Annotated in this window: 10 protein-coding genes; 5 read left to right on the forward strand and 5 right to left on the reverse strand. The window is 73.5% G+C overall.

What is annotated here, in order from left to right; translation table 11 throughout:
* Positions 1-24: 24 nt before the first annotated feature.
* Positions 25-660 (reverse strand): TetR/AcrR family transcriptional regulator, encoded by a 636-nt coding sequence (locus B446_RS10545; RefSeq protein WP_020939414.1) that lies wholly within the window; start codon positions 658-660, stop codon positions 25-27.
* 24 nt (positions 661-684) lie between these two features.
* Positions 685-1,470 carry an SDR family oxidoreductase gene (locus B446_RS10550; RefSeq protein WP_020939415.1) on the reverse strand — a complete coding sequence of 262 codons (786 nt, stop codon included), beginning with the start codon at positions 1,468-1,470 and terminating at the stop codon, positions 685-687.
* Positions 1,471-1,523: 53 nt separating this feature from the next.
* Here B446_RS10550 and B446_RS10555 point away from each other — a divergent pair, with 53 nt between their 5' ends.
* The 3 genes from B446_RS10555 to B446_RS10565 all read left to right on the forward strand — a co-directional run bounded on the left by B446_RS10555 (position 1,524) and on the right by B446_RS10565 (position 4,682).
* Positions 1,524-2,663 carry an acyl-CoA dehydrogenase family protein gene (locus B446_RS10555; protein WP_020939416.1) on the forward strand — a complete coding sequence of 380 codons (1,140 nt, stop codon included), beginning with the start codon at positions 1,524-1,526 and terminating at the stop codon, positions 2,661-2,663.
* Positions 2,663-3,619 (forward strand): acyl-CoA dehydrogenase family protein, encoded by a 957-nt coding sequence (locus B446_RS10560; RefSeq protein ID WP_020939417.1) that lies wholly within the window; start codon positions 2,663-2,665, stop codon positions 3,617-3,619. Before B446_RS10555 ends, B446_RS10560 begins: the two co-directional genes overlap by 1 nt.
* A 142-nt stretch (positions 3,620-3,761) precedes the next feature.
* Positions 3,762-4,682, forward strand: a complete 921-nt coding sequence (locus B446_RS10565) for a rhomboid family intramembrane serine protease (protein ID WP_020939418.1) — start codon at positions 3,762-3,764, stop codon at positions 4,680-4,682.
* A 267-nt stretch (positions 4,683-4,949) separates the two neighbouring features.
* On the opposite strand, the gene B446_RS10570 is transcribed toward B446_RS10565, so the two are convergent.
* The 3 genes from B446_RS10570 to B446_RS10580 form a co-directional block, all read right to left on the reverse strand.
* Positions 4,950-6,413 (reverse strand): glutamate synthase subunit beta, encoded by a 1,464-nt coding sequence (locus tag B446_RS10570; RefSeq protein WP_020939419.1) that lies wholly within the window; start codon positions 6,411-6,413, stop codon positions 4,950-4,952.
* Positions 6,406-11,004 carry a glutamate synthase large subunit gene (gene gltB / locus B446_RS10575; protein ID WP_193384441.1) on the reverse strand — a complete coding sequence of 1,533 codons (4,599 nt, stop codon included), beginning with the start codon at positions 11,002-11,004 and terminating at the stop codon, positions 6,406-6,408. Before gltB ends, B446_RS10570 begins: the two co-directional genes overlap by 8 nt.
* A gap of 402 nt (positions 11,005-11,406) precedes the next feature.
* Positions 11,407-12,138: a VIT1/CCC1 transporter family protein gene (locus B446_RS10580; RefSeq protein ID WP_020939421.1), complete on the reverse strand. Its 732-nt coding sequence runs from the start codon at positions 12,136-12,138 to the stop codon at positions 11,407-11,409.
* 336 nt (positions 12,139-12,474) lie between these two features.
* Between B446_RS10580 and B446_RS41105 the strand changes: the two genes are divergently transcribed.
* Positions 12,475-14,130, forward strand: a complete 1,656-nt coding sequence (locus tag B446_RS41105) for an ADP-ribosylglycohydrolase family protein (RefSeq protein ID WP_020939422.1) — start codon at positions 12,475-12,477, stop codon at positions 14,128-14,130.
* An 87-nt stretch (positions 14,131-14,217) separates the two neighbouring features.
* Complete coding sequence (locus B446_RS10590; protein WP_020939423.1) at positions 14,218-15,333, forward strand: ADP-ribosylglycohydrolase family protein; 1,116 nt, start codon at positions 14,218-14,220, stop codon at positions 15,331-15,333.
* Positions 15,334-15,336: the final 3 nt, after the last annotated feature.

The following is a 15,336-nucleotide window of genomic DNA, read 5'->3' on the forward strand; positions in this document are numbered from 1 at the left end:
GGAAAGGGGTGGTGGTCCCCGGTGTCAGGTGCGTACGGCGATCCCGTCCAGCACCATCGACAGGTACTGCCGGGCGATCTCCTCGGGGCTGTGCTGTCCGCCGGGCCGGTACCAGGAGGCGGCGACCCACACGGTGTCGCGGACGAACCGGTAGGTGAGCCGGACGTCCAGGTCGGCGCGGAAGACGCGCCGGGCCACGCCCTCTTCCAGGGTGGACAGCCAGGCCTTCTCGAACCGGCGCTGGGAGTCGGCGAGGAAGGCGAAGCGGTCCTGGGCGACGAGCTGCCGGCTCTCCTTCTGGTAGATCGCGACGGCGGCGCGGTGCCGGTCGATCTCCCGGAAGGACTCGGTGACGAGGGCCTCCAGGGTCTCGCGGGGGCCGAGCTCGGAGGCCAGGACGGTGTCGTAGCCGTCCCACAGTTCGTCGAGGAAGGTGCGCAGGATCTCCTCCAGCATCGACTCCTTGGAGTCGAAGTGGTAGTAGAGGCTGCCCGCGAGCATGCCGGCGTGGTCGGCGATGGCGCGGACGGTCGTTGCGTTGTAGCCCTGTTCGGCGAAGACCTCGGCGGCGGTGGCGAGCAGTTCGCCGCGGCGCGCCTGGGCGGCGGCCGCCGTGGGCTTCTTCGGGGCGGTCACCTGGGGCTTCTTCTTGGTCGGCACGGACCCATTGTGGTCTGCCCGCCGTCAGGGGTGCTGGCTGCTGACGGCGACGACCTCGCCGGTGAGGTAGGAGGAGTAGCCGGACGCGAGGAACACGATGACGTTGGCCACCTCCCAGGGTTCGGCGTACCGCCCGAAAGCCTCCCGGGCGGTCAGCTCTTCGAGGAGTTCGGCCGAGGTGACCTTCACCAGGTGCGGGTGCATCGCGAGACTGGGGGCGACCGCGTTGACGCGCACCCCGTAACCGGCCGCCTCCAGCGCCGCGCACCGGGTCAGCGCCATCACCCCGGCCTTGGCGGCGGCGTAGTGGGCCTGTCCGGCCTGGGCGCGCCAGCCGACGACGGAGGCGTTGTTGACGATGACCCCGCCGCCGGTGTCCCGCATGGCGCGCAGAGCCGCCCGGGTGCAGCGGAAGGTGCCGCCCAGGGTGACGTCGAGGACGCGCGACCACTGTGCGTCGGTCATGTCGGCGAGGTCCGAAGTGCCCCCGAGGCCCGCGTTGTTGACGACGATGTCGAGTCTGCCGTGGTGGCGTGCGGCCGTCTCGAACAGTGCGCGGACCTGAGCCTCGTCGGTGACGTCGCAGGGTGTCGCGGTCACGGCGCCCGGGAACTCCCGGCCCAGCCGGGCCTCGTGCTCCTTCAGCCGGCGCGGGTGCGCGTCGCTGATCAGCACCCGGGCGCCCTCCTCCAGGAAGCGGCGCGCGGTCGCCCCGCCGATCCCCGCGCCGGCCGCCGCGGTGACGACGGCGGTGCGGCCCCTCAGCAGCCCGTGGCCGGGCTCGTACGCCGGACTCTCGACGCCTGTCATGGGCCCACGCTAACCTACCAAACACTTGTTAGGGAAGGACGGTGACGGCGGCCGTGGACCTGACCCACGCTCCTGCGGACGAGGAGTTCCGCGCCGAGGCCCGTGCCTGGCTCGCGGCGCACGTGCCGCGCGCGCCGCTGCCCTCCCTGGAGACGGCAGAGGGCTTCGCGGCGCATCGTGCCTGGGAGGCAGAACTGGCCGCGGACCGCTGGTCGGTGGTCTCCTGGCCCGAGGAGTACGGCGGGCGGGGCGCCGGGCTGCTGCGCTGGCTGGTGTTCGAGGAGGAGTACTGGGCGGCGGGCGCGCCGGGCCGGGTCGGCCAGAACGGGATCAGCCTGCTCGCGCCGACGCTGTTCGACCACGGCACGGCGGAGCAGCGGGCGCGGGTGCTGCCGCCGATGGCGACGGGCGAGGTCGTCTGGGCGCAGGCGTGGTCCGAGCCGGAGGCCGGCTCCGACCTGGCCGCGCTCACCTCCAGGGCGGTGAGAGCGGCCGGCGGCTGGCTGCTGAGCGGCCGGAAGACCTGGTCCTCGCGGGCCGCCTTCGCCGACCGGGCCTTCGGCCTGTTCCGCAGCGAGCCCGGCGCGCCGCGACCGCACCAGGGCCTGACGTACCTGATGTTCGACCTGCGCGCCCCCGGCGTCACGGTCCGCCCGATCGGCCGCCTGGACGGCAGGCCGGCCTTCGCGGAGCTGTTCCTGGACGAGGTCTTCGTGCCCGACGAGGACGTGATCGGCGAGCCCGGCCAGGGCTGGCGGATCGCGATGTCCACGGCGGGCAACGAACGGGGCCTCACCCTGCGCTCCCCCGGCCGCTTCCTGGCCTCGGCCGCCCGGCTGCGGGAGCTGTGGCGGGCCGCCGGGCGCCCGCGGGAGGCACGCGGCCGGGTGGCCGACGCCCTGGTGGGCGCCCGCGCCTACCAGTTGTTCACCTACGCGGCCGCCTGCCGCTTCCTGCAGGGCGCCTCGCTCGGCCCGGAGTCCAGCCTGAACAAGGTCTTCTGGTCCGAGTACGACCTGGCGCTGCACGAGACGGCGCTCGATCTCCTCGGCGCCGGGGGCGAGTCCGCGGACACCGACTGGGCGGAGGGCTACGTCTTCGCCCTGGCCGGGCCCATCTACGCGGGCACCAACGAGATCCAGCGGGACATCGTCGCCGAGCGGCTGCTCGGCCTGCCGAAGGGACGCCGCTGATGCGTTTCCTGCTGGACACCGAGCAGCGCGCGTTCGCCGACTCGCTGCGCGCGATGCTGGCGGCGGCGGACACCCCGGCGGTGGTGCGGCGGTGGAGCCATGGCGAGCACGCGCGCGGGCGCGCGCTGTGGCAGCGGGTCGCGGACGCGGGGGTGTTCGCGCTGGCGGTGCCGGAGGAGTACGGGGGGCTGGGCCCGCACCCGGTGGAACTGGCCGTCGCCTTCGTGGAGCTGGGCCGGTGCGCGGTGCCCGGGCCGCTGGTCGAGACGGTCGCGGCGGCCGTGCTGCTCGGCGAGGGAGCGCCGGCCCGGCGGTTCCTGCCCGGGCTCGCGGCGGGCGGGACCCTGGCGACCGTGGCGGCACCCGGCGGGTACGCGCTCGACGGCGACGCGGCCAGGCTCCATCTCGCCTCGACCACCGAGGGGTTGATGCTGTCCCCGGGGCCCGGCCCGGTCCGCTCCTCCCTCGACCCGGCCCGCAGGCTGACCCCGCTGACGCCCGGCGGCGAGCTGCTGGTCCCCGATCCGCCGTGGGCCCGCGCGCTGGCCTGGGCGCGCCTCGCGACCGCCGCCCAGGCCCTCGGGGTCGGCCTCGCCCTGCTCGACCGGACGGTCGCGTACGTGCGGCAGCGCACGCAGTTCGGGGTCCCGGTCGGCTCCTTCCAGGCGGTCAAGCACCGCCTGGCCGACGCGGTGATCGCCCTGGAGTTCGCCCGTCCGCTGGTGTTCGGGGCGGCGCTGTCGCTGCGCCCGGCGGACGTCGCCGCCGCCAAGCTGAAGGCGTGCGAGGCGGCGTACACCACGGCCCGCACCGCGCTCCAGCTGCACGGCGCGATCGGGTACACGGCGGAGTACGACCTGTCCCTGTGGCTGACCAAGGCCCGTGCGCTGCGCACCGCATGGGGCACCCCCGAGGAGTGCCGGGAGGCCGTCCTCGGGGACGCGGACGACGGCTGAGCAAGGGTCGGTGACCTCCGGGGGACGCGAGCCCATGTGATCACCGGCCCCTGCCGTCACTCCCGCGTCCGGCGTTGGCTATTTTGTTCGGCGCCGTCCCCACCGGCTCACCCCTGTCCGATCGTTCTCAGAGGAGCCGGCCGTGACCGCCGAGTCCGCCGTCACCACGTGCTTTCGTCACCCCAAGGTGGAGTCGCACGTCCGCTGCACCCGCTGCGACCGTCACATCTGCCCGTCGTGCATGCGGGAGGCCGCGGTCGGCCACCAGTGCGTGGAGTGCGTGAGGGAGGGCGCGCGGTCGGTCCGGCAGGCGCGCACGGCCTTCGGTGGCCGGATCAGCGCGGTGCCGCTGGTGACGTACGTCCTCATCGGGCTCAACGTGCTCGCCTACCTGGCCGAGCTGGCGCGCCCGTCGATCGTGGACCGGTTCGGGATGCTGGGGGCCGGGCTCGGGGGCGCGGGCGGCGCGCACTACCTGTGGCAGTTCCCGTACGACTCCTCCGTGCACGCCGAGGGCCTCGCGGGCGGCGAGTGGGAGCGGCTGCTGACCGGCGCCTTCCTGCACATGCCGCCGTCCGAGGGCATCGGCGTGCTGCACATCGTGATGAACATGGCCTCGCTGTGGACGGTCGGCCGGGTGGTGGAGACGCAGCTGGGCCGGGTCCGCTACCTGGCCCTGTACCTGCTGTCGGCCCTGGGTGGTTCCGTCCTGCAGCTGCTCATCGCGCCGGACGTCCTGGGCGTGGGCGCCTCCGGCGCCATCTTCGGGCTCGGCGCGGCCTACTGGGTCATGGGCCGCCGCCTCGGCTACGACATGCAGGCGGTCAACCGCTACATGATCGGCCTGCTGCTGTGGCTGGTGCTCTCCGCGGGGATGACGTCCTGGCAGGGCCACCTCGGCGGACTGCTGGCGGGCGGCACGGTGACGCTGGCGTACGCCTACGCGCCCCGGGACGGCCGCCGTGCGCTGATCCAGACCGGCGTGTGCGTGGCGCTGCTGGTGGTGCTGCTCGTGCTCGCCTGGGTCAAGGTCGCGGACCTCACGGGAGGCGCCGCCGCGTGAGGCGGCTCCGCGGTCCCGCTCCTCGCCGCCGTGCCGGCCGTCGTCACGGCGGTGGTGCACGCCGTCGGCCCCGGGCCGTCCGGCCGGGCGGAGGGCGGCAGGCGTCGGCCGTCCGGGAAGTCCGGCGGTGGGCCGGGGGCCGCGCGTGCCCGGCCGTCGCGGTGTCCGGACGTGCGACGACGCCTGCCCACCGTCCGGTCGGGGACATGGTGGGCAGGCGTCGTCCTTGTTCCGTACGCCGTTGTACGTAACGTTTCGCGGGGCCCGTCAGACCGCCAGGGAGCGGTCCGTCGGGCGGATCGGGGCCGGCAGGTCGCTGGCACCGGTCAGGAAGCGGTCCGTACCGCGGGCCGCGGAACGGCCCTCGGCGATCGCCCAGACGATCAGCGACTGGCCGCGGCCGGCGTCCCCGGCGACGAACACGCCGGGCACGTTGGTCTGGAAGTCGGCGTCGCGGGCGATGTTGCCGCGCTCGTCGAGGTCGAGACCGAACTGCTCCACGAGACCGTTCTCCCGGTCGGTGCCGGTGAAGCCCATGGCGAGGGTGACCAGCTGGGCGGGGATCTTGCGCTCCGTGCCCGGCTTGGAGGTCAGCCTGCCGTCGACGAACTCGACCTCGCTCAGGTGCAGCCACTGGACGTTGCCGTCCTCGTCGCCCTCGAAGTGGGTGGTGGAGACGGAGTAGACCCGCTCGCCGCCCTCCTCGTGCGCCGAGGTGACCTTGTAGAGCATCGGGAAGGTCGGCCACGGCTGGTTCGTCGGGTGCCGCTCGTCGTTCGGGCGGGGCATGATCTCCAGCTGCGTGACCGAGGCCGCGCCCTGGCGGTGGGCGGTGCCCACGCAGTCGGCGCCGGTGTCGCCGCCGCCGATGACGACGACGTGCTTGCCCTCGGCCGAGATCGGGGTGGTGACGTAGTCGCCCTCCTGGACCTTGTTGGCCAGGGGCAGGTACTCCATCGCCTGGTAGATGCCCTTGAGTTCGCGGCCGGGGACCGGCAGGTCGCGGGCGGTCGTGGCGCCGACGGCCAGGACCACGGCGTCGTACCGCTTCTTCAGGTCCGTCGCCTTCAGGTCGCGGCCGATCTCGATGCCGGTGCGGAAGCGGGTGCCCTCCGCGCGCATCTGCTCGATACGGCGGTTGATGTGCCGCTTCTCCATCTTGAACTCGGGGATGCCGTACCGGAGAAGACCTCCGACGCGGTCCGCGCGCTCGTAGACGGCGACGGTGTGACCGGCCCGGGTGAGCTGCTGGGCGGCGGCCAGGCCCGCCGGGCCCGAGCCGACGACCGCGACGGTCTTGCCCGACAGGCGCTCGGGCGCCTGCGGGGCGACGTCCCCGGTCTCCCACGCCTTGTCGATGATCGAGACCTCGACGTTCTTGATGGTGACCGGCGCCTGGTTGATGCCCAGCACGCACGCCGACTCGCAGGGGGCCGGGCAGAGGCGACCGGTGAACTCCGGGAAGTTGTTGGTCGCGTGCAGGCGCTCCTGGGCCGCGGCCCAGTCCTCGCGGTAGGCGTAGTCGTTCCACTCGGGGATCAGGTTCCCCAGCGGACAGCCGTTGTGGCAGAACGGGATGCCGCAGTCCATGCAGCGGCTGGCCTGCTTGCTGATGATCGGAAGCAGGGAACCGGGGACGTAGACCTCGTTCCAGTCCTTGACGCGCTGCTCGACGGGGCGGGACTCGGCGACCTGACGGCCGTGGTTGAGGAAGCCCTTCGGGTCAGCCATTGATCGCCGCCTCCATCATCTTCTCGGTGATCTCGGTCTCGGTGAGACCGGCTCGCTCGGCGGCGTCCTTGGCGGCGAGCACTGCCTTGTACGTGCTGGGGATGATCTTGCTGAACCGCTGCACGGCCGCGTCCCAGTCGGCGAGCAGCTTCCCGGCGACGGTCGAGCCGGTCTCCTCGGCGTGCCGGCGCACGACGTCGTGCAGCCACTGCCGGTCGGCGTCGTCCAGCGCCTCGACGGCCCCGACGTTGCCGGCGTTGACGTTGTCGCGGTCCAGGTCGATGACGTACGCGATGCCGCCGGACATGCCCGCCGCGAAGTTGCGGCCGGTCTCGCCGAGGACCACGGCGCGACCGCCGGTCATGTACTCGCAGCCGTGGTCGCCCACGCCCTCGGAGACCACCAGCGCGCCGGAGTTGCGGACGCAGAACCGCTCGCCGGTACGGCCGCGCAGGAACAGCTCGCCGCCGGTGGCGCCGTAGCCGATGGTGTTGCCGGCGATGGTCGAGTACTCGGCGAGGTGGTCGGCGGCCCGGTCCGGGCGGACGACGATCCGGCCGCCGGACAGGCCCTTGCCGACGTAGTCGTTGGCGTCGCCCTCCAGGCGCAGCGTCACACCGCGCGGCAGGAACGCGCCGAAGGACTGGCCGGCCGAGCCGGTGAAGGTGATGTCGACGGTGTCGTCGGGCAGGCCCGCGCCGCCGAACTTCTTCGTCACCTCGTGGCCGAGCATGGTGCCGACCGTGCGGTTGATGTTGCGGATGGCGACCTGGGCGCGCACCGGCTGGGCCTCGGTGGCGTCGGAGGCGGCCAGGGCGTCGGCGGCCAGCTTGATCAGCTCGTTGTCCAGGGCCTTCTCGAGGCCGTGGTCCTGCTCGATCACCTGGTGGCGGACGGCGCCCTCGGGCAGCGACGGCACGTGGAACAGCGGCTCCAGGTCCAGGCCCTGCGCCTTCCAGTGGTCGACGGCACGGGTGACGTCGAGCGTCTCCGCGTGGCCGACGGCCTCCTCGATGGAGCGGAAGCCCAGCTCCGCGAGGATCTCGCGGACCTCCTCGGCGATGAACTTGAAGAAGTTCACCACGTGCTCGGCCTTGCCGGTGAACCGGTCGCGCAGCGTCGGGTTCTGGGTGGCGATGCCGACCGGGCAGGTGTCCAGGTGGCAGACGCGCATCATGACGCAGCCGGAGACGACGAGCGGTGCGGTCGCGAAACCGAACTCCTCGGCGCCGAGCAGCGCGGCGATGACGACGTCGCGGCCGGTCTTCAGCTGACCGTCGGTCTGCACCACGATGCGGTCGCGCAGGCCGTTGAGCAGCAGGGTCTGCTGGGTCTCGGCGAGGCCCAGCTCCCAGGGGCCGCCCGCGTGCTTCAGCGAGGTCAGCGGGGAGGCGCCGGTGCCGCCGTCGTGACCCGAGATGAGGACGACGTCCGCGTGCGCCTTGGACACACCGGCCGCGACCGTGCCGACGCCGACCTCGGAGACCAGCTTCACGTGGATGCGGGCCTGCGGGTTGGCGTTCTTGAGGTCGTGGATCAGCTGGGCCAGGTCCTCGATGGAGTAGATGTCGTGGTGCGGCGGCGGGGAGATGAGGCCCACGCCCGGCGTCGAGTGACGCGTCTTGGCGACCCACGGGTAGACCTTGTGGCCGGGCAGCTGGCCGCCCTCGCCGGGCTTGGCGCCCTGGGCCATCTTGATCTGGATGTCGTCCGCGTTGACCAGGTACTCGGAGGTCACGCCGAAGCGGCCGGAGGCGACCTGCTTGATCGCCGAGCGGCGCGCCGGGTCGTACAGGCGCTCCGGGTCCTCGCCGCCCTCACCGGTGTTGGACTTGCCGCCCAGCTGGTTCATGGCGATGGCGAGGGTCTCGTGCGCCTCCTTGGAGATGGAGCCGTACGACATGGCGCCGGTGGAGAACCGCTTGACGATCTCGGAGACCGGCTCGACCTCGTCGACGGGGATCGGCTGCCGGTCCGACTTGAAGCCGAACAGGCCGCGCAGCGTCATCAGGCGCTCGGACTGCTCGTTCACCCGCTCGGTGTACTTCTTGAAGATGTCGTAGCGGCCGGAGCGCGTGGAGTGCTGGAGGCGGAAGACCGTGTCCGGGTCGAACAGGTGCGGCTCGCCCTCGCGGCGCCACTGGTACTCGCCGCCGATCTCCAGCGCGCGGTGCGCGGGAGCGATGCCGGAGGCCGGGTAGGCCTTGGCGTGGCGGGCGGCGACCTCCTTGGCGATGACGTCGATGCCGACGCCGCCGATCTTGGTGGCGGTGCCGTTGAAGTACTTCTCCACGAACGCGTCGTCCAGGCCGACGGCCTCGAAGACCTGGGCGCCGCGGTAGGAGGCGACGGTGGAGATGCCCATCTTGGACATGACCTTCAGGACGCCCTTGCCGAGGGCGTAGATCAGGTTGCGGATGGCCTGCTCGGGCTCGATGCCGTCGATGAAGGTGCCCGCGCGCAGCAGGTCCTCGACGGACTCCATCGCCAGGTACGGGTTGACCGCGGCGGCGCCGAAGCCGATGAGCAGCGCGACGTGGTGGACCTCGCGGACGTCGCCGGCCTCGACCAGCAGGCCCACGTGGGTGCGCTGCTTGGTGCGGATGAGGTGGTGGTGGACGGCCGCGGTGAGCAGCAGCGACGGGATCGGCGCGTGCTCGGCGTCCGAGTGGCGGTCCGACAGGACGATCAGGCGGGCGCCGTTGTCGATCGCCGCGTCGGCCTCGGCGCAGATCTCCTCGATGCGCGCGGCCAGCGAGTCGCCGCCGCCGGAGACCCGGAACAGGCCGGAGAGCGTCGCGGCCTTGAAGCCGGGCATGTCGCCGTCGGCGTTGATGTGGATGAGCTTGGCCAGCTCGTCGTTGTCGATGACCGGGAAGGGCAGCACGACGGACCGGCAGGAGGCGGCGGTCGGGTCGAGCAGGTTGCCCTGCGGGCCGAGCGACGAGCGCAGGGAGGTGACCAGCTCCTCGCGGATCGCGTCCAGCGGCGGGTTGGTGACCTGCGCGAAGAGCTGGGTGAAGTAGTCGAAGAGCAGCCGCGGGCGCTCGGACAGGGCCGCGATGGGCGAGTCCGTGCCCATGGAGCCGATCGGTTCGGCGGCGCTGCGGGCCATCGGCGCGAGGAGGACGCGCAGTTCCTCCTCGGTGTAGCCGAAGGTCTGCTGGCGGCGGGTGACCGAGGCGTGGGTGTGGACGATGTGCTCGCGCTCGGGCAGGTCGCCCAGCTCGATCTCGCCGGCCTCCAGCCAGTCGGCGTACGGCTGCTCCGCGGCGAGGGACGCCTTGATCTCGTCGTCCTCGACGATGCGGTGCTCGGCGGTGTCGACGAGGAACATGCGGCCGGGCTGCAGGCGGCCCTTGCGGACGACCCTGGCCGGGTCGATGTCGAGGACGCCGACCTCGGAGCCGAGGACGACGAGGCCCTCGTCGGTGACCCAGTAGCGGCCGGGGCGCAGGCCGTTGCGGTCGAGCACGGCGCCGACCTGGGTGCCGTCGGTGAAGGTGACGCAGGCCGGGCCGTCCCAGGGCTCCATCATCGTGGAGTGGAACTGGTAGAAGGCGCGCCGGGCCGGGTCCATGGAGTCGTGGTTCTCCCACGCCTCCGGGATCATCATCAGCACGGAGTGCGGGAGCGAGCGGCCGCCGAGGTGCAGCAGTTCGAGCACCTCGTCGAAGGACGCCGAGTCGGAGGCGTCCGGCGTGCACACGGGGAAGATGCGCTCGATGGTCTTCTCGTCCGGGCCGAACAGGTCGGAGGCGAGCTGGGACTCGCGGGCGCGCATCCAGTTGCGGTTGCCCTTGACGGTGTTGATCTCACCGTTGTGGGCGACGAAGCGGTAGGGGTGCGCGAGCGGCCACGACGGGAAGGTGTTCGTGGAGAACCGGGAGTGCACGAGCGCGATCGCCGAGGCGAAGCGGCGGTCGGACAGGTCCGGGAAGAAGGGCTCGAGCTGGCCGGTGGTCAGCATGCCCTTGTAGACGATCGTGCGGGCGGACAGGGACGGGAAGTAGACCCCGGCCTCCCGCTCGGCGCGCTTGCGCAGCACGAAGGCCCGGCGGTCGAGCGCGATGCCCTCGCTCCCCGCCGCGGACACGAAGATCTGGCGGAAGGCCGGCATGGTGGACCGGGCGGTGGCGCCGAGCAGCTCCGGGGCGACCGGGACCTCGCGCCAGCCGAGGACGGTGAGGCCCTCCTCGGCCGCGATCGTCTCGATCTTCGAGACGGCGACGTCGGCGCCCTCCTCCGGGAGGAACGCGATGCCTACCGCGTAACCGCCCGCGGCGGGAAGGTCGAAACCGGCCACCTCACGGAAGAAGGCGTCGGGAACCTGGGAGAGGATGCCCGCGCCGTCGCCGGAGTCGGGCTCGGAGCCGGTGGCGCCGCGGTGCTCCAGGTTGCGCAGCACGGTGAGTGCCTGCTCGACCAGCGTGTGGGACGCCTCGCCGGTAAGAGTGGCGACGAAACCGACGCCACAGGCGTCGCGTTCGTTGCGGGGGTCGTACATACCCTGGGCAGCAGGGCGAGCATCCATGAACGACCAGTTCTGGCCGTTCGCTGAATGCTGGGACGGCTGGCGCGGCGTACGCATCGGCTCTCCCGTCGTCGTCATCTGGCATGTGCAAGTGCCGAGGGACGACGTTGGCCCTCTGCGGTGGAGTGCAAAATTTCGTGCAGGTTACATGATGGAGCGGTTCTCGGGAACCGGATACTCCGTTCCAACATGCGGACGGCGCCGGGGGTGCGGCCGGGGTGCCGCGGGGTCGCGGCGGGTGCCGCGCATGGGCGGCGGAAGTGTGTGGGGACCGGGACGGGATCGGTCGGATCCGCGTCCGTCGGCCCTGAGGGGGGCGGGATGAGCGCCTTCACTCATCCACCAGCGCGCCGCAGGCGTCATTGCCCACAGCGCTTACGGCTCATGCCCCGTGGTCATGCCTGCGAAACCAGCGAGTAACGGGTACTTATGCGGTCCGACGCATAAGTACCTGCGGCCCTATCCTACGGCCGTCCCGAACAGTGTGCCCAGGGCGTACGTCACACCGGCCGCGGCGCCGCCCAGCGCGAGCTGCCTCAGGCCGCTGAACCACCAGGAGCGGGCGGTCACCCGGGCCACCACGGCACCGCAGCCGAACAGCCCGGCCAGCGCGAGGAGCACGGCCGGCCAGAGGGCGGTGGCGCCCAGCAGGTACGGCAGCAGGGGCAGCAGGGCGCCGAGCGCGAAGGAGCCGAACGAGGACACGGCGGCGACCAGCGGCGACGGCAGGTCGCCGGGGTCGATGCCCAGCTCCTCGCGGGCGTGGATCTCCAGGGCCTGCTCGGGGTCCTTCGAGAGCTGCCGGGCGACCTCCCGGGCCAGTCCGGGCTCCACCCCGCGGGCCACGTAGAGCGCCGCCAGCTCGTCCTCCTCGTCCTGGGGGTGCTTGCGCAGCTCGCGCCGCTCGACGTCCAGCTCGGCCTCGACGAGTTCGCGCTGCGAGGCGACGGAGGTGTACTCGCCGGCCGCCATGGAGAAGGCGCCGGCGGCGAGGCCCGCGAGGCCGGTGATGACGATGGTCTGGTGGCCCACGGAGCCGCCCGCGACACCGGTCATCAGGGCGAGGTTGGAGACCAGGCCGTCCATCGCACCGAAGACGGCGGGGCGCAGCCAGCCGCCGTTCACGTCACGGTGCGTGTGGTTGTCGCGGTGCGCCTCGTGCAGCGCCGCCTCGGTCTCGATGATCGCCATGCGGGGTCCCCCAGGAAGCTTAGCCAAAGCTAACTTTGGATGAGTTCTACTTTTCGACAACACCGAACGTACGCTGATAATTTCTTGGCCGCCAGCAAGGAAAGGCTGGGCTAACCTGCGGTTTTACCCGTTCTTGCTCATGCGAGAACGATCATGCTCAGATGCCGACCGGGTGACACGGATGGCCTTCGGGCTCAGGCCCGCCCCCGCCGGGGGGAGACATCCGGGGGAGACGACCGGAGACCGCCGGAGACAACCGCCGGAGGTCCGTCCGCCCGAGGTCCGTCCGCCCGAGGTCCCCGTGGCCCTCGTGGCGCCGCGAAGGAGAGGCCGCCCATGGCATCGATCGCCCCTACTCCCCCGGGCCCGGCACCCGCGGAGGCGGTCCCCCTGCGCGAGCGGGCCCGCGGCGCGCTGCTCGGGCTGGCCGTCGGCGACGCGCTCGGGGCACCCGCGGAGAACCTCAAGCCCTCCGAGATCCGCGCCCGCTGGGGCCGGATCACCGGGTACGTCAGCGAGCGTCCGTGCGGCACGGACGACACCGAGTACGCCATCTTCTCGGGGCTGCTGCTGGCCCGGCACGGCTCGGCGCTGACCCCCGCGCACGTCGAGGGCGCCTGGCACCAGTGGATCGCCGACCGTGCCGAGGGCCCCTTCCGCGGGGCGGGCTTCAGCGAGCGGGGCACGCTGGAGAACCTCCGCCGCGGTCTCGCGGCCCCCATCTCCGCGCAGCACCGGCACGCCTGGAGCGACGGCCTCGCCATGCGGGCGGCACCCTTCGGGGTGTTCGCCGCCGGGCGCCCCGGGGAGGCGGCCCGGCTGGTCGCGATCGACGGCGCGGTCAGCCACGAGGGCGAGGGCATCTACGGCGGCCAGGCGGTCGCGGCCGGGGTGGCGGCCGCGATGGCGGGTGCCTCACCGGCGGTGGTGATCGCCTCGGCGCTCGCGGTCGTCCCCGACGACTCCTGGACGGCCCGCTCGCTGCGGCGCGCGGTGACCGTGGCCCACCGCGGCGAACGCGCGGTCCGCTCCGCGGTGGTCATCGGCGGCTACCCGTGGACCGACCTGGCCCCCGAGGCGGTCGCCCTCGCCTTCGGCGCGTACGCGGCGGCCGACGGGGACTTCCGGGAAGCGGTCCTGACGGCCGTCAACATGGGCCGCGACGCGGACACGACGGCCGCGGTGGCGGGCGCCCTGGCCGGCGCGACCCGGGGCGCCGCGGCGATTCCCCCGCAGTGGGCGGCGGCGATCGGCCCGGCGCGGGGCCGCTGCCTGCCGTCGATGGCCGGCCACCACGTCCTGGACATCGCGGAACTCCTCGTCCCGGAGGAGGGCGGCAAGTGGGGCTCCGCCGTGACGACCCCGGAACTCCTCCCGGAGGCGGTCCGCCACCTGCTCACCACCGGCCGCCCGGCGGTCCCCGCGACCACTGCCCGCCCGGCAGTCCCCACGACCACTGCCCGGCCACCGGCGCCCGCCGCACCGCTCCCGGCCGCCGCACCGCTCCCGGCCGCCGAGCCGGCCGAGCCACCCCTTCCCCTTCCCCTTCCCCTCGTCCAGGCGACCGGGAACCCGGCGCCCCCGACCCCTGCCGCCACGCCGGCCGAGTCGCCCCCACATCACGCCCCGGCCGAGGCAGCCGATCAACGGCAACCGCTCACCACCACCCACCCCCTCGCCCCACCGGTCCCCGCCGTAGCGCAGCCACCGGCTCCCCTCGTCTCCGCCCAGGCGGCCGAAGCCCGGCCGGCACTGCCCGCGACCTCCTCGCCGGCCCCAGCCCCGGCCACCGAGCCGGCGGAGCCACCCACGCCGCTCCTCGCCGCCGCCCGGCCGACCGGCCAACCGGCGCCCCCTGCCCCCCGCCGCCCCAGCCGATCCCCCCACGCCCCTCCCCGCCGCCACTGCCCGTCACACCGAGCCACAACAACCGCTCACCACCCCCGAGCCCCCGGCCCCACCGGCCCCCGCCACGACCGTCGAGCCGGCTGAGTCCGCCGGAAGACAGGAGCCCGGCCGCCCGGCGGGGCCCCTCGTCGGGGTGGGGAAGTCCGGGAGTGCGGGCAGTGAGGGGCGGTCGTGACGCGGCGGGTCGAGGGGCTGCTGATCGGGCTCGCCGCGGGGGACGCCGCCGGGTGGCCCGCCGCGCGGCACCGGGCGGCGCGGATGCCCGAGTGGACCCGGCGGCTCACCCGGGAGCTGGACACGTTCGCCGAGCAGAACGCGACGACCACCCTCCCGGTGCCGATCGCGCTCAACCAGCCCCCCGAGCCGCTGCGCCTCGGCCCCTCCGACGACGCCGAGTGGGCGGCGTTCGCCGCCGAGGCGGTGCTGCGGGCCGGCGACGACGACGTGCTCGGCGACCTCGACCGGGACCGCCGGATGCGCGCCGCGATCGACCTCACCTGGACCGCCGTCGCCGCCGAGGTCGCCGCGGCGGCGGACCGCGCCCCCGAGGTCGAGTCGGCCGTGCTCCCGCTGCGGGCCCGCATCTCCGTACGCGCCGGACTCGGCAACCTCGCCGCCGGCCTGCGCCCGCCCGCCACCGGCCACGACAACCCGCACTACTTCGACGACGCCGCCTGCGTCCGCGCCTGCGTCCTCGCGGTGGCCCACCCGGGCGACCCCCGCCGGGCCGCCGACCTCGCCGAGTTCGACGCCCGCTACACCCAGGACGGCGACGGCGTGCACGGCGCGCGGGCCATGGCGGCGGCCCTCGCCCTCGCTCTCGCCGGCGCGGACACCGATGCCTGCGTGGCGGCCGCGCTGGCCGAGCTCCCGGCGGGGACGGAGATCGGCCGCAACGCCCGGCACGCCCTCGTCCTGGCCGCCGGCAGCGAGTCGGCCTTCGCGCTGATCCCCCTGCTGGAGCACCAGATCGTCGACCACGTCTACAGCTACGGCATCGCCGCCGCCGAGACCGTCCCGGTGGCCCTCGCCCTGGCCACCGCCGCCCGCGGCCGCATCGCCGAGGCCGTGCCCGCCGCCGCCTGCCTGTCCCGGGTCGCCGACTCCGCGCCCGCCCTCGCCGGGGCGCTCACCGGAGCCCTGGGCGGCGGCGCGGCCGTCCCGGACAGCTGGCGGGACGCCTGCCGCACCCTGTCCGGCTGCGCCCTGCCCCGCCTGACCGGCACCGACCTGGTGGAACTCGCCGGACTCCTGGAAACCGCGCACCGGGCCCGAGCAGAGGGATGATTC

Source organism: Streptomyces collinus Tu 365 (assembly GCF_000444875.1).
Taxonomy (GTDB): Bacteria; Actinomycetota; Actinomycetes; order Streptomycetales; family Streptomycetaceae; genus Streptomyces; species Streptomyces collinus_A.

What these genes read in the sequence shown, in the direction of transcription:
- B446_RS10580 (WP_020939421.1), bottom strand. Translation starts at nt 12,138, where the DNA reads ATGGCGATCATCGAGACCGAGGCGGCGCTGCACGAGGCGCACCGCGAC.
- B446_RS10560 (WP_020939417.1), top strand. Translation starts at nt 2,663, where the DNA reads ATGCGTTTCCTGCTGGACACCGAGCAGCGCGCGTTCGCCGACTCGCTG.
- B446_RS41105 (WP_020939422.1), top strand. Translation starts at nt 12,475, where the DNA reads ATGGCATCGATCGCCCCTACTCCCCCGGGCCCGGCACCCGCGGAGGCG.
- B446_RS10550 (WP_020939415.1), bottom strand. Translation starts at nt 1,470, where the DNA reads ATGACAGGCGTCGAGAGTCCGGCGTACGAGCCCGGCCACGGGCTGCTG.
- gltB (WP_193384441.1), bottom strand. Translation starts at nt 11,004, where the DNA reads ATGCGTACGCCGCGCCAGCCGTCCCAGCATTCAGCGAACGGCCAGAAC.
- B446_RS10570 (WP_020939419.1), bottom strand. Translation starts at nt 6,413, where the DNA reads ATGGCTGACCCGAAGGGCTTCCTCAACCACGGCCGTCAGGTCGCCGAG.